We start from the raw sequence: 23,618 nt of genomic DNA on the forward strand, positions 1-23,618 counted from the left end.
TTAATTCAATAGATTCTCTTATCTGTATAGGGTAAAATGTCCAACAAACTCTCTATTCACATTTGGGTCATTCGTTTGAACAACAAACCAATAATCGCCTGTTGGTAATTCGTGACCGTTATAACGTCCATCCCAAACTTCACCCACACGATAAGTAGCTACTTTACGACCATAACGATCGAAGATATCGAAGGTTAAATTTGGATAATTCTCAGTACATCCTGGCGCCCAGGTGTCATACTCACCATCACCATTAGGCGTAAACCAATTTGGAATACAGATGTCTACAAATTCAAGTTCTATTTGGGCTTCAGCATAACATCCATTGCTATCTGTCACAACAATGGTATAAATACCAGTTTCAGAAATTATAAAGCTATTTTCGCTACCATAATCTTCACCATTCATAGTGAAGGTATAATCACCCGTACCACCTGTAGCATTTGCAATGATTTCATTAAGCTCGCCTTCAGACAATGCTAAGGCAACCGGTTCTGTAGGGTCAATATCGAAAAACTCCGTATTCACAATACAGCCATTGGTATGTCTAACACTGATATAGTGATCCATGCCAACAGGAACATTAGCAAATACATTACTTAATTGATAAGGTCCACCATTTAATGAATAATCAAGGTCTGCTAAGTCAACAGTTGTGTCGTCTACAGTAACCGTCACCATATTACTTTGAACATTATCATCACAAGTAGCTTCGATGAGTAACTCAGGATTAATGCTTACTGATTCTGGGAAAGTAATATTCCATTCAGATTCGCAACCTTCAGCATCTCTGATATATACTATATGGTCACCACCTTCAAGATCAGTAAAGTCGAATACAGTTTGAGTCGGTCCGCCCGTAGTATATGGTCCGTCGTAATTATCAAGACTCACACTGTAAGGCATATTTCCACCATCAATATCAATACTGAATTCACCATTCGCATCGCCTTCACAAAGTTCAGGGAAGAAAGAATCGCCAATAATGGTGATGATCACTGGTTCTGGATCGAGAATTGTGAAATTAAACGTTAAGTAACATCCTAATTCATCTTGAACGATGAGATCGTAATCACCAGCAGCTAAATTTTCAAAAATGTTGGTTGTAAAGAATTGATTCAACTGTGGAGAAATCGCATATTGAATAACACCAGTTCCACCAGTTGCAGTTATTTCAACTGAACCATTATTGTTGCCAGCACAGGTTACATTATTTACAGCAATAGTTGCATCTAACTGTGTTGAAGGTTCAGTGATAGAAATCGGTGCAGAAACGGCGCTACAATCACCACTTTCAACAAGTACAATGTAATCACCAGCAACTAATTCAGTAAAATAACCAGGCGTATTTTGTGTCGCAGCAATTGGGTTTCCTTGACCATCCTGAAGCGTATAACTATAATCTCCTAATCCACCTTGGGCATCGGCTAAGATTGATCCGGTATTATCGCCTGCACAATTAATAGACGGATTAGAAGATTCTAGGTTCACAACTAACTCTGGTAGAGGATCAACTGTTATTTCATTTGATATGTTTGAAATACAACCATTAGCATCTCTAACGTAGTAAGCGTATTCACCTTCAGGAACAGAGAAGGTTGTAGAAGAAGCAAAACTTCCTAAAATGGTTGTAAAATCATTTGTATTACTATATTCATAAGGACCTGTTCCGCCTGAAGCTGATAGCGTCAATGTAGATTCGATAAAACAGGTTTGTGTTGAAGCTCTTACTAAGTCAACATCTAATTCTGTTGGGTTGGCAATGACAATATCTAAAGACGTCATTTCACAATCAAATCCATCAGTTATTGTGATATTGTACGTACCAGCACCTAGATCATTAAATACATTCGACGTTTGCGGTCCTGAAGAACTCACTTGCGGAGAAATCATATTCAGGGTATAGGTGTAATTACTACCCTGACCACCAGAAACCATATCTACCGTTATGCTCGCATCCTGATCACCAAAACAAGCTAATGTAGTTGTACTTGGAGTAAAAGTTGCAGTAATTGGAGCCGGTTCAGTAAGTGTGATTACTTCAGAAGTTAAACATCCTTCAGCATCTCTAACGGTCACGGTGTAGGTTCCAGCTGATAATCCAGAGAATACATTGTTACTTGAGTAAGCAACAGTTGCATCACCAGACAATTCAAATTCGTAATCGCCCCAACCACCATCTGCGATGGCCGTAATTGTACCTTCATTATTATTACAAGTAACGTTTGATGTTTCTTGTAAAGCAAGAGTTAAGGCTTCTAGTGGCGAACTAATGACAATTATTCCTGTGTTTGAACAATAAGGATAATCTGTTTGAGTGATTTCTACAGTGAAAGTTCCAGCTTGCATACCAGTAACCGTCAATGGATTTGTAGACATATTGGCATTCACTACACCGGTCACCGATGCACCTAGGTCATCAAAAACTTCATAAGTATAATTGCCAGTAAAGTTCGATACGTTGATATCGAATGAACCAGTATTATCTCCAAAACATGTTGTAATTGAAGACGTTAGGTCGAATAATGGAACTATTGCTTCAGGTACCGTAATGGTAACTTCACTTGTACATGATAACACTGTATCTGTAATTATAACGGTATATATTCCTGAAGGAACACCAGTAAATATATTTCCTGCTAAACTAATTGAAGCCGGGTTAGGAGCTATACTATAGGCATAAGAACCTGATCCACCCGATCCTGTTACAGTGATCTCACCATCATCATTATTACATGAAGGTAAAGCTGTAACCTCAGGTGTAATGTCTATTGGCCCATCAATGTCTATTGAAATTGTATTTCCACAACCATTAGCATCTTGAATTTCGATGGTATGTGTACCTGCAAATAAGTTTGAAATAGTAAATGGAGTAGTCTGCGTTTGAAATGCACCACCATTAATACTAAAGCTGTAAGGTGCTGTTCCTGGTGTGTCAAGATTTACGTTGATCTCATAATTGCCATCTGTAATCTCACACGCATTGCTTAAAGTTGCAGAAATCACTGGAGAATCATCCTGATCTACAATGGTAACAGGACTAGAAACAATACATCCGAAAGCATCTAAAACATGTATATAATAGCTACCAGCATCAACATTAAATGTACTTGCTGAATCCCATCCAGTATCTGTAGCTAAAGGTGCCGCAGGAGTTGTTGTTATTTGATATTGGTATGGAGCAGTTCCATTTTGACCAATTGCACTGATCACACCAGAATTTGGATTACAATTTGCATTCTGATCAACAGAAACTGTAAGATCTAAAGGTACTGGCGATTCTAATATTTCAAATATTTGTGACGCTGTATTACAGCCATTAAATGAGCCTGTTCCGTTTTCGGTAAATACCAGATAATATTGACCAGGAGATAGGTTTCCTGCTGTGGTCACCGTTTCAGGAACTCCAAAGGTCACAGGAACATTAAATGGTCCATCCACTAGTTGATTATCAAAAGCCGAGTAGATTGAATAATCAACAGATGTTGTAGTCACATCAAAATCATCTATAGTAAAGGTCACACTTCCATCAGCAGTACTTGTACAAGTAACATTATTAGGTTGAACTGTTGATGTCAATGTAGAAGCAGGATCGATCGCAAAATCTGCAGATTTCACGAAGTAACAGTCCGTTACCAAATCATGAACCACGAAAGTATAAACAACCCCTGGAATCAAATTTGTAAACGTTCTTACATTTCCGCCAGGTGTATCTGGTGGAAAGAATGTTGAAGTGTATGGAATCGTATTGAATTCTAAAATACCAAACTCATAACTACCACTACCAACTGCAGATACTGCAGTAACTTCTGCTACGCCTCCAGTTGTACAATCTGGAACAGCGATATTCACATCAATTATAAGATCAGATGGAGGAGATGCCATCACTATTTGCTGAGACATGCTACACCCATTGGCATCTACAACATTAACCGTATAAACTCCAAAATTGATAATGTTAAAGGTGTGGTCTTCATTTGAAGCCGCCACATATGGGTTACCTGGAATTACATCTCCAAAATTATTCGAAATATAATACGTAAATGGTGCTGTTCCACCGACTATATTTTCAACTGTAATTGAACCCAATGACGATCCACCTGGATTACTACAGGTAATATCAACCTTACTAAGGTCAAAATTTATGGCATCTGGTTCAGAAATAATTATAGTATCTGTAGTAGCACACGAATTAGCATCCGTAATGGTAATTGTATATGTTCCGGCAGGTAAACTTGTGGTTTGCGTACCGTAATCAGTTCCAGTTATATCATTATTTACATTAATTGTAAACGGTGGATTACCAACTGACGTGTCAATAGTAATATCGATTGCACCATTTGCATCACCATTACAAAGTATAGGTTGACTTTCAATTATAGCGCTGAATGCAGGTGGTGAAATTGGATTTACTGTAACTATTGAAGATTCAGCAGTACAACCATTAGCATCTGTGATAAGGAATTGATAGGTACCAGCAATTGCTGTGTTGTATGTAAATGTTGCTCCTGTTGAGCCAACACTCGCATAGGCCGCACCATTATATGAAACTTCATAACTATATGGCGCTGTACCTGTAATGGTTCCTGTGATTTCAGCATCTGGAGTCGCAGTACAGTCTAATCCTTCTGTTAATACAACATCAATGGTTGGTGTTGGAATTGGATCGATTGTATAAGATTCAGTATAAGTACAATCGTTTTCATCTCTCACTTGGAATGTATAAGTATCTGGCGCTAATCCAGTAAATACATTTGAAGCTTGGTAAGGTGTAACCGCAGTTGCTGGTGCTATGATCTGATATTCTAATACACCGCTTCCACCAACTACGTTTGTAATAGTAACATCGCTTGTTAAAGCCGGACAAACAACTGGTGTATTTGCAAAGTCCATGTCAGTTGGAGGATCTAACGGATCGATGGTGATGTCATTAGTAACCGCAGTACAAATATTTGTGTCTCTAATGGTGATGCTGTAAGTTCCTTGTGTTAAACCAGTAAAAACATTACTCGCTTGGAAATTAACACCATCAATACTGTATTCGTAAGGTGGATTTCCTCCTGAAACACCAGTTACTGTAATACTTCCAGTACCATTACATGTAAAGTCTGAAGTCAATTCTGCAGTACCTGAAATAGCCGTATTTTCAATTATTGTTACTGTTTGAGGTGTGGTAATACATACCGACGCACCTGAAGAATATTCTAATACCACATCGTAGTCGCCAGCAACTAAACCTGTAAAAATATTGGAGTTACTAAAGTTTACTCCTCCATCTATACTATATGAAATTGAATTGCCATTAGGATTAGTAACATCAATGGTTATAGTTCCGGTATCACCAGTGCCACCACAAAGAATATCAGTGGTAGTAATATTAAATTCTGGAGTCGGAATCTGATCTACAGTAATGGTGGTATTCGCCGAACAGTTGTTGGCATCAACAACCAATATATCAAAAGTTCCTGGTGCAGTTACTGTAATTGTTGGCACAGTTTGGAAATCTGTTGAACCATTAATAAAATAGAAATAGGGTGGAGTACCACCTTCAGGATAAATAGTGATCTCTCCTTCAGTACAAGTTAAAGGTGTTGTTAATGCCGCAGTAACGGTCAATAAAGGCGGCTCTGTAATTGTAACATCTTCAGAATAAAAACAACCGTTTTCTGTTTCAACCGTTGCTGTATAAGTCCCAGGATTCAAATTATCGAATAAATAGGTGTTCTCCATAATCGGACCAACTGTATTAACCAAAGTACCGCCTTCACTAAGTGTGAAAGTATACTGAGGATCTACGTCGTTTGCCGCAAGTTGTATGCTACCTAATTCACCATAACATAGTGGCTGTGATATTGTTGAAGTCACCGTAAAATTACGATCTCTAATCAATACATCAGGTACAGAGAAAATACATGGATTCGTAGGAACACCAATTTGTCTTACATAAACAGAGTAGGTGCCAGGTGTTGTAATTGTAAATACATTACTTGTTTGGAAATTAACACCATCAATACTGTATTCGTAGCCAGAAGGCACATCATTAACCGTTATACTACCATTTGTAGCACAAATAATATCAGTTGAAACGACTGTTGGCACTAACAGATTCTGATAAACATTAAAGTAGAATTGATTAAAACAACCACCAGGATAGTTAATTGTTAATCTGAATTGCCCAGCAGTATCAGCTAGGAAGTCAGAACCGGTAGCTACTTCGTTCCAAGTACAAGCAGGATCTTCATTGGCACAATCAGGGTCACTAACTGCAGCACAACTAGATTCATCTAATTGTTCCCAGATAATTGAAATTGAATCTGAAATATTAGTCTGAATAAATCTCGAATCGTTTGCACCACACAAGAAAATATTTGGAAGAAGTTTACCGTCATTCGGACAAGTAACCACTTCATCAGCATAAGGTATAACTGGGTTTTGAATGTCACCACCAAATAATTCAACTTCAAATACTTGTTCAATAGACTGACAAGGCGCTATGGCATTATTGAATGAATAATAAGTACCTGTTGCATCTACAGTAATAGTCTGTGTATTTCCAATAACAGGAGTACCTGACGGACTTGTAGACCAAGTGTATGAATCGTAACCATTGGCAGCTGTAAGTTCAACCGTATCACCACAGAGAACAATTTCTTCTATAAATTCACAATCGAGATCTGCTAAAAAATTAGTGGCCTGTGGACTTAATAAACAACCCGTATTGCTATTTAAACTAGGATCATCTGTAATCTGGAACGTAGGGTTGAAAAACCCATTATACGTAGCAAAAGCCTGATTATTAATAATGTTTGAACAAGCATCAGCAAGTTCACCACAAGTATCCACGACCTGAACTTCTATTCTTATTTCGTATCGCGGATCGTCTTCTTCAACTAAAGAATTATCTATGTCGAATATCAATTCGCGTGTTATCGGATCGTAACTTGCAACAGTCACACCTGGAGGTAAAATAAGATCCGTTGGATGGTTATAAATTATGTTGATTGGTAAAACATCACGAATCTGAAAGTTTGTGGCATTATCATTTCCGATGTTTTGAAAACCAATCACATAATTTAATGGAGCGCCAAGACCTACTAGCTGTCCTCCAATGTCGTTTCCAGCATCGTCTTCAACAATTTTTGTAAGAACAATGTCTGGTTCAATGATTTCAACCGCGAAAGCAAAGAAATAGGGAAAATAAGTGTCACCACTAGTTTCTAGTCGAATTACACCATTTGTTGCGTCATTTGCTATAACTGAATTCCCAGGATTCGGAATAGCGATAGTACCTGTATCAAAACCGAGTGTGTTTGTACTATTTGGTACGCGATTGTTAACTGGCGTGGCATCAAGTCGTGTTACTGAACTATTAAAAAAGTTGGCTACAGGTCGATCTGTAGTGGATAAGCTTACACCGTTTAATCTAAGTCGATCACCTAAAATTGGACTATCACCTTCAAGCGTAGCAAAGGCAAAATTTGCTCTTACTGGTGCAGGCGCAGGTACTGTTCTAAAGCCATCAACAGGAATATCTAAGTTAGGGTTTCCACCAGGAACACTAATCGCGCTAAAACCATCAAAGCTTGTAATTGATTTGCCAGGTAGAGTAGGGTCTTCATAAACTATGAATAGAGACCAACCCGCAGATTGTCCTGTACCGTTATATGGTGTAAAATTAGCCGTTTCACCTAATCCTGAAGAAACGTTGGCAACAGTATATGTTCCGAGGTCATTACCTTGCCCATATGAAGTTACAATGTCGGTTACATCAGCAAAACAAGCATAAGAAAAACTATCACCTCCATCGATTGTAGATCCGTTAGCATCAAAAATAACAGTACCGGTAACATCATTATATCCTCCTGATGGCCCTCTAAAGCGAACTTCAGTAATAGGTTCAGCACCAGGATTTACAGCACCCCAATATAAGCCAGCATATATGATCTGATAACAATTTGGATTTGGTATTTCTAGATCTGCACTCGATGAACTAAATGTTGTTGGATCACCATCAATATCGATGTATTGCATGTCTACGTTGTGATTGTAGACTGAACCATCATTAAATGGATCATTATTAGGTCCCAGAATATTATTCCCAATTAATACTATGTCACCTTTTAAATCTTCGTTGAACCTAGGTGTGAATGGCACATAATTTTGTGCGTAGGTTACCACACTAAAGCATATAGCTAGAAGTGCAATTAATGCCTTTGAAAAAGTAGGTTTTTTCATGATACTCGGTTTTACTTCCTCACTAATTCAAGGGGCATTGAAAAAGTGAAGAACTGCTTAACTTATTAATTCTCTATTTTCACGAGGGACATATTTACGTTATATGGTCTATCTCCTTTAGCTTCCATGGCTTTATTAGCGGCACGGATACTATCAAACTTACTGTAGTAAATGTAATATTTACTCGTACTCACATCGTAGAAGAAATCAACGTTCGCTCGACCAGATGCCACAACTTTGGTCAAGAATTCATTTCTCTTACTTATATCACTGTGTACTGCAATAATGAGGTAATAACCACTTTCAGTATTGCTTACATTTTTCAAAATTTTAATATTTTCACCTTGATTCTCACCGAAATCAAAATCAGCTTCAGTATATGGAGTTCCGACTGGTTTAGTCGTTCGCTTTATGTTTTGAAGCATTGCTCTATCCTGAGCATATCTATCAGCTTCATTATCATAAGCCGCACGTTTAATTCGTCGTCTCTTTTCAAATTCAGTAGCTATTCTAATGGTTTCTAATCTAGCATCTAAGCGATCTCTTAGAACTATAGCCTCAGCCTGTTCATTAGAGAGTGCCTCAATTTTCTTTCTGTAATAAACCGTAACTTCATCTAGCTCTGTTGTCTTAAAGCGCTCTTCATATAGCGTTCTCAACGAATCGATCTTTTTGCTCTGAGCATCGATCACTTCATCTAGATTTGATTTAATTGATGCCAATTTATTATTCTCGGCTGTTACACTTTTGAATGGTTTAGGCTGAACTGCGATTCCTTGATCAGACAGATCATTTTCCTCTTTAAGGTCTTTAAGGTCTTCATCTTTAATATCAACAATTGACTCAAATTCTTCTAACAGTCGTTTTTGTGTTCTTGTAGATTTCTCTGCGTCCTCAGTTAAGGTTGCTATAGTTTTACCAATTTCATCTTTCGGATTGGCAATTAATTCTTCTTTGGCCTTAGCTTCCGCTTCAGCAGCTTCTTTTGCTTGTTGTTCAGCTTGAAGTTTAGCTTGTGCTTCTGCTTCTTCTTTGGCTTTTCTTTCAGCTTCTTCTTGAGCTTTTTGCTCAGCTAATAAACGTGCTTGTTCCTCAGCTTCCTCTTTAGCTTTTTGTTCAGCCAATAAACGCGCTTGTTCTTCAGCTTCTTCTTTAGCTTTTTGTTCAGCCAATAAACGTGCTTGTTCAGCAGCTTCCTCTTTGGCTTTTTGTTCAGCCAATAAACGCGCTTGTTCCTCGGCTTCCTCTTTCGCTTTTTGTTCAGCTAGTGCTCTTGCACGGGCTTCAGCTTCTTCCTTAGCCTTTCTATCAGCCTCTTCTTTTGCTTTTTGTTCTGCTAATTGTCTAGCTCTTTCGGCAGCTTCTTCTTTGGCCTTTTGTTCCGCAAGTGCTTTTGCTTGGGCTTCTGCCTCAGCTTGCTCCTTGGCTTTTTGTTCAGCAAGTTGCTTGGCTCTTGCTTCTGCCTGTTCTTTTGCTTTCTGCTCAGCCTCCTCTTTAGCTTTTTGATCTGCTAATTCTTTTGCCTTCTTTGCTTCAGCTTCGCGTTGAGCACGTTCTGCTTCTTCTTTCTTAGCCTTTTCTTCAGCGGCAGCAATAGCATTGGCCTCGGCATCTTTCTTGGCTTGTGCTTCAGCTTCACGCAGTTGTTTTGCTTTTGCTCTACGTTCTGCTGCTCGTTCTCTTATTCCTGCAAGTTCTTCTTCAGTAGCTTCAACAATTGGACGGTTTCGTTTTCTTGAGAATAAACCACTTACTTCTTCATCACCACTGTAATCATATCGTTTTTTCGAAATAATTCTATAAGCGAGCGTTATTTCGTGGGAAGGGCCAAACTCTACTAGTTCACCAATGGCTTTTTCAACATTGTATTCTAGTGCGATATTTTTAGTGATATTCAGACCCACACCTCCTGATACACCAAATCGGTTGTTGTAACCAACTTGGAACCATAAGCCTTTAGGAACATTAAGAGATGCAATACCAGAAATAATAGTTTCGTCTTGTTGAAATTCAGACATTAATATTCCTGTGAATTTAGTGTCTTTAAAAAATCCTCGTCCATTGAAATAACCTGTATGCATTACATGGGCTTGGATACCTTGTCTTGGATCATCCTGAATCATTTCTGATGATTCAAAATTATATAGAACTAGGTTATTGAAGGACACACCAAAATCTAAAAACTTTGTACCATAATTGATTCCTGGATTAACGGTCATTAAAAAATTAGATGGTACATTTTGTAATGAAGGATCGTCAAAATTAGTGACAATATTAGAAGTATTAACACCACTGCTGTAGGCGCCTACATTAAGTCCGAAGGTTAGGTTACTATCCGTATTGAGTTTCACATTATATGCGAAGTTTAATAAACCACCAAAAGTTGTTAAAACACCATAATTTTGCTGAAATGCAGCAATACCTGCACCAATATTTTCAGAAAAACGACCAGAATAACTTCCAATAAACGTTTCTGGTGCATTGTCAAATTGAATCCATTCGCGCTTATTATTAAAACTGATGAATTTATTTTGTTCTCTTACAAATGTGAAGGTTGGGTTGATAGCATATCGATTAAAAACCAATGAATTTCGTACTGGTAAATCAAAAGAAACCACGCCGTCATCTTGCTGGGCAAATACCATTTGCAAGGAACAGAAGTATACTATGAGGATCAGGAGTGGGGCTTTCATACTACTTCACTATGGTTATTGATCCTTTTTTTACTTCGCCGTCAACCGTTGTAATAATATAATAGAACAGTTGGTTTACACTGGTAAGATTTAAATCATCTACAGGCCAGTTATTTTGGTAATCTATCGTCTGAAAAACAACAACACCTTGTTCGTTAAGAATAACGACTTCAGTATTAGTGCCAGTTGTATATTGTAATGGAATAACCCAAGTGTCATTAATTAAGTCGCCATTTGGACTAATCACATTTGGAATATTTGGAACATCTGGAAATGGGTCTATGCCACGTTCAATCGTAAATTCATAAATAACTGAAGCTGTGCAACCTGAAGTTTCCGTGATTACTACTTCATAATCGCCCATCTCTGTTGCGAGGATAGAGTTTTCAGTCTCACCAACTATTAATTGGCCATCGAGATACCATTCGTACTCAGGGCTTATGGCATTATCAGTAACCGTAACTGGTAGAGACTCACCTTCAAAAATATAGTTTAATTCGTCTACATTAATATCACTTAAGAATAATTCACTCACTAATTCAATAGAACCAGAGGCAGAACATTCTCCTAAATCAACTTGAACGGAGAAATTACCAGACTCATTCGTCTGATATAATTGACTTGTAGCATTAGGAATTTCCACACCATCTTTAAACCATTGGTAACTGTTACCACCAATAGTAGATAAGGTTGTTAAACCTTGCTCCGGACAATAAGGATTACCTAAGCTAGAGGCAATAGTGGCATCCGCTTCGCCAGAAATACTCACTTCGCTGATGGTTACGCGATTCGAAAATGAATTTGAAGTACAGGATCCATAGTTAGTTTCTACGAAAAATGTGCCTTCCTCACTTACAGTTAGGGTAGGACCTTCAGAAACAAAAACCGAAGTGGTTTCACTAGTTTCTTTATACCAATTAAAGGTTAACGAAGGATAATTTAATGGAGAATCATTAGTTTCTGTGCCAGGATTGTCAATGGTTAAAAGGTAACTTCCACCTGTACAATACGCACCTGTTGACACCAAATTATTAATTGTGAAAGGCGAATCCTGTAACTTATAATACGCAGCAAATGAAACAGAGCCAGAGCTTGTAGCTACTGGAGAACTGCTTTTAACTCGAATTCTATAGTTTTCACCAGCGGTAGTCTCAGGTAAAGAGAAATCTATAGTGGCCGGAGATGTTGTAATAGAACCTGCATTGGAAGTATAAACTACAACTGCATTGGCAAAATCGCCATCAGCATCTGATAATTCTATTGTAAATTGATTGGATGGTCCTAAGGCAGATTCAGGAGAAAATACAAATGTTGTACTATAGGTGTTAAAATCATCACTAGCACATGCCTGACTAAACCCAAGTGTGGGTTGCCCAATAACAACCTGTGAATAGACTTGTTCTTGAAAAAAACAAGCTACTACAAGGCATAAAACAATTAGCGGTTTATTTAGTTTATGAGTTGGGAGCATGATTTAGCTGTAATTTTTTAACCTATAGGCTCTTAGTATTTTGTTAGTTTATTAATCGTCATCGTCATCGTCGATGAAATCATTAGAAGCGATAATTCGATTTACTTGTAACCTGAAATCAGGGTGTCTGCTATTTTTCACATCTATAAAGGTTTCTTTATCAGAACCTTTTGCATAGAGGTTATTGAATGCTCTACTACCATACCAGCTTTCAAGATCATCGTTGTTGGTATAACCTTTTCTAAAAATATTCCCTTTACAATTATTGAAATACGTTCTTGTAAATTGTATTTTCTCTAAATTCTCATTGTTTAACTTGATTTGATCATCAAGAATAACAGCAGGGTAGAACCCAGAAATAACACTTTTATTAATTGCAAATGAAGCATCCGCATCAATGTAAATAGCCTCTTGAACCAATCCGATTTCCATATCAGATTTAATATCGTCAGAAACATTAACCAGTGTTAAATTCTCTGCATTTACAAACGTCTGACGCTTTGAAGAATCTGTTTCTTCTTTGTCTTCGAAAGACTTAATAACCATTGTTCGTGAACCATTGGCACTCGATATATATGGGGATCTTATTGCTAATGAATTGATCAGTTGACACTGCGTGCCTTGGCTAAATTCGTAGTCATTACTTTTTGAACGGTAAGACACTAATTTTTCAAGAATTACAGAGCCACCAAGAACGTTGAATGCATTACCAGCACTATAGCTGACCATAACATTTTCGATTACCGTTTTGTTTCCAACACCCGCTAATGTTAGGGCATTTAAGAAACCATATTTTTTGGTTCTTTTACCTGCAAATTCAATTCTTACATATTTAAAAACACCTGAACTGCTCTCAGGATTTTGACCACCATAAGCAATGCTTTCTGTTGATGATGGGCGTAAGCCATAGTTTAGAGAAGCTTGTTCTCCGTATGTATTTAAAGGTGCATCACCTAGAATAAAAATGCCACCCCAATCACCAGGTTTTTTATTATCTCTACTCGACGAAAAAACTATAGGATCAGTTTCAGTACCGCTAGCGATTATTTTAGCACCTTTACTGATAATTAATGAAGCTTTAGTTTCAAAATCTCCGATGATCTTTGTTCCTGGCTCAATAGTTAAAGTAGCACTATCTGTAACAAAAACATCACCTAATAACAGGTACACATCGCGTTTTAGAAGTTTAGTATCTTTTGTGATCTTTCCACTCAAAATTTGAGTAGGCTCACCATAGTCTGGTTGACTAGGTTTAAATTCAGTCCATGAATCTAGCCAATTGTTATAGCCAATAATTCCTTTCTCTTGCTGTGCAAAACAATTGCTTAACACTAATAGAAAAATAAGCGCGGTTTGAATAAAATTTTTCATAGTAGTTAAATTCGTTTGTTAGATTTTTTGGGTTTTTTACTATTAGCATCAAACATAGGAATAAATCCTATGAAATACAAGAAAATATCGATGAAATGCACTTTTTTTACATTTCATTCATAATTTTCTTACATTTTCTTAAAAAATTACGATTAAATTAATAGTAGGTCAAGAATAAATCTTTGTTAATCAACATCTTGAAAACAAAAAAACCCCACCAATAGGTGAGGTCAATGTAATTTATATCAGATTAATCTTCTTTAAAGTCGTTGTATGTATGAAGTGACTTTAATGTAGACTCATAAAACAAGATGGCCGCGATTAGATCATTAGTATCTGAATATGGTAATATCTTGGTTTGAAACTCTACAGTACTTTCAAAATAATCATCTGAGGCTTCAATATTTTCTTCTAGAGCTTTCTTGTTTTCCTTAGTTTCAGGGATACCTAATGATTTCATGGTAACACCTGGTTTAGTAGCGAAGGCTATATTTGGTAATATATTTACGATAACTTCAATACGCTCTATATATAGGGTAAGAAGTTCACCTTTAGACATCTCATCTAATTGTTCGCGACTATGGTATTTTGAAATATTTACCTTACCACTAATAATACTTAGTGATTTGTCATTATCCTTTTTAGTGGATTTATCTTGAGAATTTCCTAAGCCGATTGCTAGAAAAAATAATACACTAAATAAAGTAAGTTTTGCTTTCATGTTTACAAATTTGATTTGGACTAACGGAGACAAATCTATACAAAATAATGACAAAAACAACAAAATTTCACCTTTTTTCGTAATTTTTTTTAACACTCTAAGTGCATAAAAATCGGATAAACTGCGTATATACTGGATAAAATACACATTTTACCGATGAAAGACTTTTTGTTCATTTTGAGTCAAAATTGCAATTTTTAAGCATAAAAAAATCATATTTCGGCAAATTTTAGTGGTCATAATTTTGTGTCAAAAGTTAAATTTCAGCGCGTTTTTATTCAGAAATGACATAAAATATTATAGGAATGTAGTTCATCGTCATTTTTTGCATTAATCATCATTTTATCGCAAAAATCCCATCGTTAATGTGATTTTTATGGATTGACACGTTTTTTACTAGACTTTTGACGCAACCCAAATCTTATCTACCCATGAAAAATGTAATTGTTGCGTTTTGTTTGATTTGTTTCTACAGTGCTATTAATCCTATATACGCACAGAACAGTCCTATATATGACAGAGCAGAAGATCAATTAACTCATACAGATACTATTCCTGATTTTAGATCAAAAACAAATAAATTAAAATTAACTGGCGTTGTTTACCAAAGTGATGGTGTAACACCTGCTAAGGATGTGATTATCTATATCGAGCAACCAAATGAAAATGGTGACTTTGATCTAAGAAAGACTGGCGATGAACGTTATGTATTTCACAGAAGCTGGGTAAAGACAGATTCAGACGGAAAATATACCTTCTATACATTTATTCCTGGAGGTGATAGACGTTATAATCAAATGCAACAGATCTTTCCTATTATAAAGGAATCTACTAAAGAAGAACAACAATTAGAATCTTTATTATTTGATAATGATCCTCTATTAACCAAGCGTTGCCGAAAGCAATTAGCAAAAAAAGGAGATGTTGGAAGAATCTTAACAACAAAGAAAGAAGATGGTATTTTAGTTGCCAGAAAAGATATAGTATTATCCTCAGATACTGAACCGACAAAGTAAGTCAACATATGCTATTAATTAACCGCAAGGGCTCTGGATTTTCATTCAGGGCTTTTTTGTTTATTGTAACTTCTTAGTCCTTCTATTGTTATTGAATTCAAAAGCATTTCTGAATTATTTCTATATTTATGATGCATGAAGACTATTCTGAAACCATACCTATTAGTACTCATTTGCCTTACATTATTAGCCTGTCGGAAGGATAAATCGTCCATGTCGGATGACCCAAACTACAATCCGATTGTAGCCAATTCAGTAGATAGAGATCTTGAGGATATCAAAAAAGATGGTGTATTAAGGGCGCTAGTCGTTTACAGCAGCACAAGTTATTTTCTATATAAAGGTCAGGCTATGGGATTTGAATATGAGCTCTTAAATCAGCTGGCTGAACATCTCGATCTTGAACTTGATCTTGTGGTATCTAATGACCTTGATTCTGAGTTTGAGGTTTTGAATAGGGGAGATGTTGATTTAATTGCTCATGGTATGACCATTACCAATCAACGTAAGTGGGAAGTCAGTTTTACCGAACATCTATATCTTACTAAGCAAGTTTTAGTGCAGCGGAAGCCAGATAATTACAGGAATATGTCTTGGAGCACTTTGCAAAAACATCTCATCCATGATCCTATAGAATTAATTAACGACACCGTTTCGATTCGTAAAAACTCAGCTTACCACGAACGCATTTTAAGTTTATCTAATGAAATCGGCGGAAAGATCATTGTAGATACATTAGACAGCAAGTTAACCACGCCCGAAATAATTGATATGGTAGCCGAGGGCAAAATCAAATATACAGTAGCCGACGAGAACCTAGCAAAGATCAATGCCTCTAATCAGCCAATTCTAAATATCGATGTTCCAATCTCATTTTCGCAGCGTATTGCTTGGGTAACCAGAACTAAATCTGTCAATTTCAGGGAAGTCGTCAATAATTGGATCACCGAAAAAAAGAAAACCACCAATTATAGAATCGTTTACAATAAATACTTTAAAAATAAGCGTTCATTCAACAGAAGGATTAAAAGCGATTATTATAGTTTGAAAAATAATCAGATCAGTAAATATGATGAACATATTAAAACTCAAGCCAAAAAAATAGGTTTAGATTGGCGCTTATTGGCATCGCAGGTTTATCAAGAATCGAGATTTGATCCTGAAGCACAATCATGGGCTGGAGCAAAAGGTCTTATGCAAGTAATGCCTGCAACCGCTGAATCATTGGGAATAAAAGATATCTCAGACCCGATTGAAAGTTTACGCGGCGGCACGGCCTATTTACGACAGATGTACAGATATTTTGATGACATTTTAGATGAAGAAAATCGAATAAAATTTGCACTAGCTTCATATAATTGTGGCATTGGACATGTTCTTGATGCACAACGTCTTGCTGAAGCCAATGGCTTAGATCCGCATATCTGGACTGGCCATGTAGACCAAATGATTAAAGCCCTCAGTAACCCTAAAAACTACAACAAACCCTTTATAAAATACGGCTATGTGAGAGGTTCAGAGCCGGTGGCTTATGTAGAACAAATTTTTGAACGCTATAATCATTACAATCAGTTTATCAGTCTTTGATAGATAATAGAGTCAGACTACAGAATACTAATATTTAATGCAACATGGTTGCATTAGATAATATTTTGAACTATCTTAGTAAGCGTCGTTACATTCATTAACATAGTGATTGCATTCGACGCATTACACTAACCATGTTCAAAAAAAGCTATGAAAAAGAGAAATTGTATCATCTTCTCTGTCTTACTATTTTCTATTCTATTTTATAAATGTGACGATTCTACAAAGACAAGAGATAAATTCAAAGTGACAAACCGAGTATTTATTGATTCACTTAAAATACCTGATTTTACAATTTATACCATAAATGATAGTACTGATTTTAGAACTAAGGATATTCCAAAAGAAGGTATTGTTCTAATAAAATATTTCAGTCCCGATTGCGAACATTGTCAAGAAGAAGCTCAATATTTTGTATCACTGAAAGATAGCTTAAAAAATGTTAAGACTATTTGGCTTTCAGGAGATTGGACGACATTAGACCAAGTAGAAGGATTTTCAAGAACATATCAATTAGAACAGCTTAATCCATTAGCTATTGGTAGAGAAATAAATAGAGAGATTATAGATCATTATGATATATCCGGATTGCCTTTTGCAGTCATTTATAACAATAATCAATTAATCAAGACTTTTAACGGTTCAATAGATTTTGAAGAGTTAAAAACTATTAATAATGGGTCATATATTCATATGCCAGAGACACCTGAAGATCTAAATACCATGACAAAAAGCGATTAGATTGTTATTTTTTAGTGCTTGAATTGTATCATCTCTATTTGCACTTGCAGGTTTTCATGGCTATGGCGAGAATCTTATCGATTTCAACCATAAACAGACTACGGTAGGCTTGGGCTTTTCTTTAGTGAGATGGCGATGATAATTGGTTTCCTCCATATGAAGTAGAGTAGTAGTGCTATTTGAAAATTTCGTACTTTAAACTAGTAATCTTTTAATGTACAGAAATTATGTCCGTCTCCGAAGTATTTTCAATTGTCAATGTTATCGCTTTGCCTATGTGGGTTTTAATGATCTTTTTACCCAAATGGAAGGGAACCCGCTTTCTAATCGATTATAAGATCATTCCCCTGGTGTTATCACTTTTTTATGCCTTTTATATCGGCAACTCCATGCTAAGCGGACCGCCGATGGATTTCGGAAGTCTAGAATCTGTTATGCATTTATTCACCTTTGAAAATGCTGTTTTAGCAGGCTGGGTCCATTATTTAGCATTCGATTTACTTGTAGGAATGTGGATGCTCGATCAGAATAAATCTCTAAACATTCATCCAATACTTATGGCGCCTTGCCTTATCGGCACTTTTATGTTGGGTCCAATTGGATTTATACTATTTATGATCATCAGAAGCTTTAAGCTGCGCACCGCATGAATGGTCTCAAACACATAGTGAAAACCGTAAAAGGGGAGAGCCCCATTCTATTTGTTATTGTACTTATACTATTTTCTGGTGCTATTTTATGTGTTCCGGCGATGCTATGGGATGATAGAGAACTCATGGGCATCAATGTTTGGATTAAGCCTTTAAAATTCTTTATTTCAACGGCGGTCTATACACTAACGGTTGGGTATTTAGTTACACTTTATCCATTTTCAAACCTTAAAAAACATATTATCCGAAATCTAGTGGCATGGACCTTACTTTTCGAATTGGTGATTATAACCATACAAGCGGCTAGAGGTGTACAATCGCATTTCAATACGTCGAGCGCACTAAATGGAAGTCTGTTTTCCGCCATGGGTATACTCATAGCCATTAATGTTCTTATCATGGTATGGCTTGCCATCGAAACATTGCGTGTAAAGCTAAAAACACCTAGAGCGATACAATGGGCTATATTTTTAGCCTGGATCATTTCTATATTTAGTAGTTGGGTGGGCGGGCAAATGATTGCGCAGATGGCGCACAACGTCGGTGTTACAGATGGTGGCGTTGGTTTACCACTTCTTAATTGGAGCACGGTAGCTGGTGACCTTAGAGTGGCACATTTCTTTGGTTTACATAGTCTTCAGATTTTACCACTGTTTGCCTTAGTCATCCACCGGAAACTTAAAACCAACACTAAAAATGAAATAGCTATGGTTCTTATTTTCAGTTTTAGTTTCGCGGCATTTGTCTTTTATACCTATTACCAAGCGAGCCGAGCATTACCATTTATTTCCTGAAGAAGTTTGAGTTGACAATGAAACATAAATTCATTAACTTGTTGTAAAATAGATTCCTATGGTTTTAATGGTTATTGAGATAAGCGATTTTATGTCGAGAGTAGAAGCATCTCAGTATACCATTTTCACGCAAAAGTTTCACTCTAGCGTTGCCAAAACCGTACAAAAATATAAAGGCGATATAAAAACCACCGATAATAACAATTATGTGGTATTCTTTGGGGATATAACGAATGCTGTGCAATGTGCTTTAGATGTTCAGTATAAATTTAAGTATGTAACGCCTAAGCATAAGTCATTTAGTCGGAAGCTTAATATCGCTTTGGTTGAATCGCAAAATGCTAGTGAGCAAGCACTAAAAAAATGCCGACGCTATTGTGAAATTATCAAAGACCAGTTGGTGATTACCAGTGCGGTAAAAGAAGCTTACCAGAAGAGTAACACACATGCCGAAATTGATAAAAGTTTAATTAGAACACTAAAACCCAAAGAAGAGCATTTTATAAATGCCTTTATGGATCATCTTGAAACTCATTGGCAAAATGTAGATCTGGGTATCCAACATTTTACAAAGGCCTTAGACTTAACCTATGGGCAGTTATTTTGGCGATTAACACGATTAACTGGTGTTACGCCAAGAAAATTTATTAAAAACTTTAGATTGCACAAAGGCATGCTTTTACTTCACAAAAGGCGCGCGAGTATTGCTGAAGTCTCCAACCGTATTGGGTTTAAAAGCGCCACACATTTCTCGGATAGCTTTTTAAAAGCCTATGGTATTAGACCTTCTAAGTATGTGCAGCAGCATGGTTAGTGGATATAGTATCTATAATTATATAGAATAGAAAAATCATTATAAGAATCCATTTTAAATAATATCACAAACTACATTTCAAAATATTCGTAATAGAGAAGGAAACTTTTTTACTCAAATTCCAATCATCTGAGAAATACGCAGCATTCTTGAGCACTTAAGACAATATAAACGTCGCGAAAAATCGCTTTAAACAATTTTATTCTTTATAAATGCTTGTTTAAGCAAATTTTGAGGAAGCTTTCAGATTTGTTTAAATTCATTACAGCCATAAATCAAGCTCCAAGATTAAATTATATTCATCAACTGGATCATAAATTATGAATAAGGTGTTATTGCGCTTGTTAATTGTCTTTTAAATCAACGCTCAACATAATTATGGCCGATATAAAACACCGACGTGTTGTTATATCTATAATTATGTAGAATACCACCTTCGGTGCTATTACGCTTAATTGTTGTTTGTCCTATAAATCACCACTCAACATAATTATGGCCGATATAAAACACCAACGTGTTGTTATATCTATAATTATGTAGAATACCACCTGCGGTGCTATTGCGCTTATTTATTATTTGTCCTATAATTTACATTATGTAAAATAGTACTTTTTGTAAGTAGAGCCTACTTCTACTTTAATTATTATTTTTCTTTCATAGTTTAGTCAAATAGTCATATGCTGTTTTCAGGAATATTACTAAATTGAAATCATGCTAATTAACCATTAATGTCTAAAACCACTTCAACCATTAAAAAATTTGGCACCTTTGGCGGTGTTTTTACGCCCACATTGTTAACCATCCTCGGTGTGATCATGTACTTGCGCTTGGGTTGGGTTGTCGGAAATGCCGGTTTACTCGGTGCTTGGCTCATTATACTGATATCGTTTGTCATTACGCTTTGTACGGCATTATCCATGTCTGCAATTACTACAAACATTCGTATTGGTGCTGGTGGCGCCTACGCCATTGTGTCACAAGCCTTAGGTCTTGAAGTTGGCGGTAGTCTCGGGATTCCAAGATATATTTCACAAGCTTTAGCCGTAACCATGTATATCTTTGGTTTTCGTGAAGGTTGGCTCGGTATTTTCCCCGATCACAATGCGTTTTTAGTTGATCTTATCGTATTTGCGTCACTCTTCACCATTGCCTATATCAGCGCTAACCTCGCCATAAAAACACAATATCTCATTATGGGAATTATCATTATTTCCTTTATGTCTATTGTGATCGCCGCTTACGACGGCTCTATGCAAAAATCTATTAGCGATACCTTAAGCTGGGGTTCCTTTAAAGGTTCTGTAGAAAATGGGTTTAGTGGTAGTAGTTTCTGGATCGTTTTTGCGGTATTCTTCCCCGCCGCTACAGGCATTATGGCAGGTGCAAATATGTCGGGCGAACTCAAAGATCCTAAAAAGAGTATTCCCACTGGTACACTTTGGGCCATTGGTGTTAGTTTTATCATTTACATGCTTTTAGCCTTTTGGATCTCACGCAGTGCTTCAGAAGCAGAATTGTTGAATAATTACTACGTCATGGTAGAAAAGGCCTATTTCGGTCCGGCGATATTAGCTGGTATTTTGGGTGCCACCTTCTCCTCCGCTTTGGCTTCCATCGTAGGTTCATCACGTATACTTTATGCCATGGGCGAACACAAAGTATTACCCTATTCAAAAATAATTGCCGGCACTAGCAACAATGGGCAACCAAGAAACGCCATGATCGTCACCGGATTATTTATTTTCCTCACACTTCTGGTAAGAAACCTCAATGCTGTAGCGCCTTTGGTAACTTTGTTTTTCCTCATCACCTATGCCATGATCAATATTGTGGTAATCATCGAGCAGCGCTTAGGACTCATTAGTTATCGCCCAGTTTTCAAGATTCATAAATGGGTGCCTTGGTTTGGACTGATATCTTCAGTTTTCGCCATGTTTATCATCAATCCGACTGTAAGTTTAATTTCCATTGCCATCGTTTTAATGGTCTATTGGTACCTATCTCGACAAAATCTCGAAACGCCTTTTGAAGACGTACGTTCAGGCTTATTTGTTTCTTTTGCTGAATGGGCCGCCAAGCATACCTGGGGAATGAAACAAAAGCAGCAGCGCGCCTGGAAGGCCAATCTTATGGTTCCTGTTAGAGATATTAATGGGCTCCGTGGTACCTTCGAATTCCTTCGAAATATTACCAAACCCAAAGGCTCTATTAAACTTTTAGGGATCGAACCTTTTACTGAGCATAGTACACTCGCTACCCAACTCGAAGAGATCTCGGCATCCTTTAGAGAGAAAGGCGTCTTCTCCTCTTCTACCGTTATTCATACAGATCAATTTGCCAATGGAATCAATTACGGGAGTCAGGCATTGAATGGGGCTTTTTTCAGACCTAACATCATGTTCTTGAATCTACAAGACCACGATGATTATGAGAATGAGCTAAAGCCAGTGATGAAGGAATCGATGCGATTAGAGATTGGAATATTGCTTTTCAACCTGCACACCACTACCCTTTTGGGACAGCGCAATACGATCAATGTTTGGGTTAGCGATCGCAGAGGAAACTGGGAGCTTGGCGGATTAGATATAGGAAATTTAGATCTGTCTATTCTGGTTGCTTATAAATTGAAAATGAACTGGAAAGCCAATATCCGATTAATCACTGTAGTTGAAAATCCTGATGACGAAGCCAAGGCTCGTAAGTTTTTAGCATCATTGAAGGAATTAGCCCGATTACCTGATATTCAGATTGAGGTTTCCGTTGGGAAATTCAATAATTACGTTACCGAAGCACCACCTGCTGACCTCAATATCTTTGGAATGCAAGACACCTTGCCTTATGATTTCATAAAGAACATGTCGCAAAAAACGAATAGTAGCTGCTTATTTGTACGCGATTCTGGGCATGAAAGTATTTTAGCCTAAGGCCTTGATTGCACAACGGACGGTTCAATTTGTTTAAGTGTTCCTGTGAAACGAATGGAGGTCTTTAGGGTTGAAGTGATATTAATTTCAACATTTCTATTTGGGAATACCAATAACTGAATGTCGTAAACTTCAATGTCTTCATTGGTGTCACTAATAGAATATTTTATTTCCCATGCTGTTTTTTTATCGTGCTTCTTAATGCTATATTTTTCGGGTGCTCCGTCAAAAAAGATACTTCGATCTATATTGTTATAATGGTTGCCACTAAAGCGCTGCTCTCCAAAAAATGGAAGATCACCCTTCGTATGGTTACTGCCGTGTAGTTCTACAAAATGACCGTCGCCTGTAACATCAATTCTATTGGCGTTGTTTCCTGTTCGAGGCACCATTATGGTATTAATCGCATTTATCGTTGCGGCCGTATTAAATGGATAAACCGTATTGACGTTAACTCGAAAACTCTTATCCTTTATGATGGTTTCTAGCTCAGCTAATTGTGCAGCAGCTTCCTCAGGCGTTAAGGATTCTGCAGGCTTACAGCTAAAATTGAAACTTAATGTGCTGATTAAAAGCAGTATAACTAAATTCCTCATGACGA

General features: G+C 36.9%; 14 protein-coding genes. 8 read left to right on the forward strand and 6 right to left on the reverse strand.

Features of this window, described 5'->3' with window-relative positions:
* Nucleotides 1-18 precede the first annotated feature (18 nt).
* The 5 genes from DDY94_RS03080 to DDY94_RS03100 form a co-directional block, all read right to left on the reverse strand.
* Nucleotides 19-8,235, reverse strand: coding sequence for a T9SS type B sorting domain-containing protein (locus tag DDY94_RS03080; protein WP_111682580.1), 8,217 nt, complete (start codon nt 8,233-8,235; stop codon nt 19-21).
* Nucleotides 8,236-8,300: 65 nt separating this feature from the next.
* A complete protein-coding gene (locus DDY94_RS03085) occupies nt 8,301-10,928 on the reverse strand; it encodes a PorP/SprF family type IX secretion system membrane protein (RefSeq protein ID WP_111682581.1) in 2,628 nt (875 codons plus the stop codon).
* A 1-nt stretch (nt 10,929) separates the two neighbouring features.
* Nucleotides 10,930-12,399, reverse strand: a complete 1,470-nt coding sequence (locus DDY94_RS03090) for a T9SS type B sorting domain-containing protein (RefSeq protein WP_111682582.1) — start codon at nt 12,397-12,399, stop codon at nt 10,930-10,932.
* Nucleotides 12,400-12,450: 51 nt separating this feature from the next.
* Nucleotides 12,451-13,770 carry a hypothetical protein gene (locus DDY94_RS03095; RefSeq protein ID WP_111682583.1) on the reverse strand — a complete coding sequence of 440 codons (1,320 nt, stop codon included), beginning with the start codon at nt 13,768-13,770 and terminating at the stop codon, nt 12,451-12,453.
* Nucleotides 13,771-14,020: 250 nt separating this feature from the next.
* Nucleotides 14,021-14,491, reverse strand: a complete 471-nt coding sequence (locus tag DDY94_RS03100) for a hypothetical protein (protein ID WP_111682584.1) — start codon at nt 14,489-14,491, stop codon at nt 14,021-14,023.
* Nucleotides 14,492-14,922: 431 nt separating this feature from the next.
* Between DDY94_RS03100 and DDY94_RS03105 the strand changes: the two genes are divergently transcribed.
* From DDY94_RS03105 to DDY94_RS03140, 8 genes are all read left to right on the forward strand, one after another.
* Nucleotides 14,923-15,507, forward strand: coding sequence for a hypothetical protein (locus DDY94_RS03105; RefSeq protein ID WP_111682585.1), 585 nt, complete (start codon nt 14,923-14,925; stop codon nt 15,505-15,507).
* Between the two features lie 135 nt (nt 15,508-15,642).
* The gene (locus DDY94_RS03110) at nt 15,643-17,094 is read left to right on the forward strand and encodes an MltF family protein (protein ID WP_111682586.1); all 1,452 of its coding nucleotides are present in this window, start codon (nt 15,643-15,645) and stop codon (nt 17,092-17,094) included.
* A 246-nt stretch (nt 17,095-17,340) separates the two neighbouring features.
* On the forward strand, nt 17,341-17,835 hold the full coding sequence (locus tag DDY94_RS03115; RefSeq protein ID WP_157957228.1) for a TlpA family protein disulfide reductase: 495 nt from the start codon (nt 17,341-17,343) through the stop codon (nt 17,833-17,835).
* A gap of 76 nt (nt 17,836-17,911) precedes the next feature.
* Complete coding sequence (locus DDY94_RS16260; protein ID WP_232817824.1) at nt 17,912-17,974, forward strand: hypothetical protein; 63 nt, start codon at nt 17,912-17,914, stop codon at nt 17,972-17,974.
* 88 nt (nt 17,975-18,062) lie between these two features.
* Nucleotides 18,063-18,485 carry an ABA4-like family protein gene (locus DDY94_RS03125; protein ID WP_111682588.1) on the forward strand — a complete coding sequence of 141 codons (423 nt, stop codon included), beginning with the start codon at nt 18,063-18,065 and terminating at the stop codon, nt 18,483-18,485.
* A complete protein-coding gene (locus DDY94_RS03130) occupies nt 18,482-19,279 on the forward strand; it encodes a hypothetical protein (protein WP_111682589.1) in 798 nt (265 codons plus the stop codon). Before DDY94_RS03125 ends, DDY94_RS03130 begins: the two co-directional genes overlap by 4 nt.
* A gap of 58 nt (nt 19,280-19,337) precedes the next feature.
* Entirely contained in the window at nt 19,338-20,093 is a 756-nt protein-coding gene (locus DDY94_RS03135; RefSeq protein WP_111682590.1) for a helix-turn-helix domain-containing protein, read from the forward strand.
* Nucleotides 20,094-20,821: 728 nt separating this feature from the next.
* Entirely contained in the window at nt 20,822-23,017 is a 2,196-nt protein-coding gene (locus DDY94_RS03140) for an amino acid permease (protein WP_111682591.1), read from the forward strand.
* Here DDY94_RS03140 and DDY94_RS03145 read toward each other — a convergent pair.
* Nucleotides 23,014-23,613, reverse strand: coding sequence for a DUF4251 domain-containing protein (locus DDY94_RS03145; RefSeq protein WP_157957229.1), 600 nt, complete (start codon nt 23,611-23,613; stop codon nt 23,014-23,016). The two genes, DDY94_RS03140 and DDY94_RS03145, sit on opposite strands and share 4 nt — an antisense overlap.
* Nucleotides 23,614-23,618 lie beyond the last annotated feature (5 nt).

Origin of the sequence: Winogradskyella tangerina (genome assembly GCF_003260205.1) — a bacterium.
In the GTDB taxonomy this organism is placed as follows: domain Bacteria; phylum Bacteroidota; class Bacteroidia; order Flavobacteriales; family Flavobacteriaceae; genus Winogradskyella; species Winogradskyella tangerina.

What these genes read in the sequence shown, in the direction of transcription:
- DDY94_RS03080 (WP_111682580.1), bottom strand. Translation starts at nt 8,235, where the DNA reads ATGAAAAAACCTACTTTTTCAAAGGCATTAATTGCACTTCTAGCTATA.
- DDY94_RS03085 (WP_111682581.1), bottom strand. Translation starts at nt 10,928, where the DNA reads ATGAAAGCCCCACTCCTGATCCTCATAGTATACTTCTGTTCCTTGCAA.
- DDY94_RS03090 (WP_111682582.1), bottom strand. Translation starts at nt 12,399, where the DNA reads ATGCTCCCAACTCATAAACTAAATAAACCGCTAATTGTTTTATGCCTT.
- DDY94_RS03095 (WP_111682583.1), bottom strand. Translation starts at nt 13,770, where the DNA reads ATGAAAAATTTTATTCAAACCGCGCTTATTTTTCTATTAGTGTTAAGC.
- DDY94_RS03100 (WP_111682584.1), bottom strand. Translation starts at nt 14,491, where the DNA reads ATGAAAGCAAAACTTACTTTATTTAGTGTATTATTTTTTCTAGCAATC.
- DDY94_RS03105 (WP_111682585.1), top strand. Translation starts at nt 14,923, where the DNA reads ATGAAAAATGTAATTGTTGCGTTTTGTTTGATTTGTTTCTACAGTGCT.
- DDY94_RS03110 (WP_111682586.1), top strand. Translation starts at nt 15,643, where the DNA reads ATGAAGACTATTCTGAAACCATACCTATTAGTACTCATTTGCCTTACA.
- DDY94_RS03125 (WP_111682588.1), top strand. Translation starts at nt 18,063, where the DNA reads ATGTCCGTCTCCGAAGTATTTTCAATTGTCAATGTTATCGCTTTGCCT.
- DDY94_RS03130 (WP_111682589.1), top strand. Translation starts at nt 18,482, where the DNA reads ATGAATGGTCTCAAACACATAGTGAAAACCGTAAAAGGGGAGAGCCCC.
- DDY94_RS03135 (WP_111682590.1), top strand. Translation starts at nt 19,338, where the DNA reads ATGGTTTTAATGGTTATTGAGATAAGCGATTTTATGTCGAGAGTAGAA.
- DDY94_RS03140 (WP_111682591.1), top strand. Translation starts at nt 20,822, where the DNA reads ATGTCTAAAACCACTTCAACCATTAAAAAATTTGGCACCTTTGGCGGT.
- DDY94_RS03145 (WP_157957229.1), bottom strand. Translation starts at nt 23,613, where the DNA reads ATGAGGAATTTAGTTATACTGCTTTTAATCAGCACATTAAGTTTCAAT.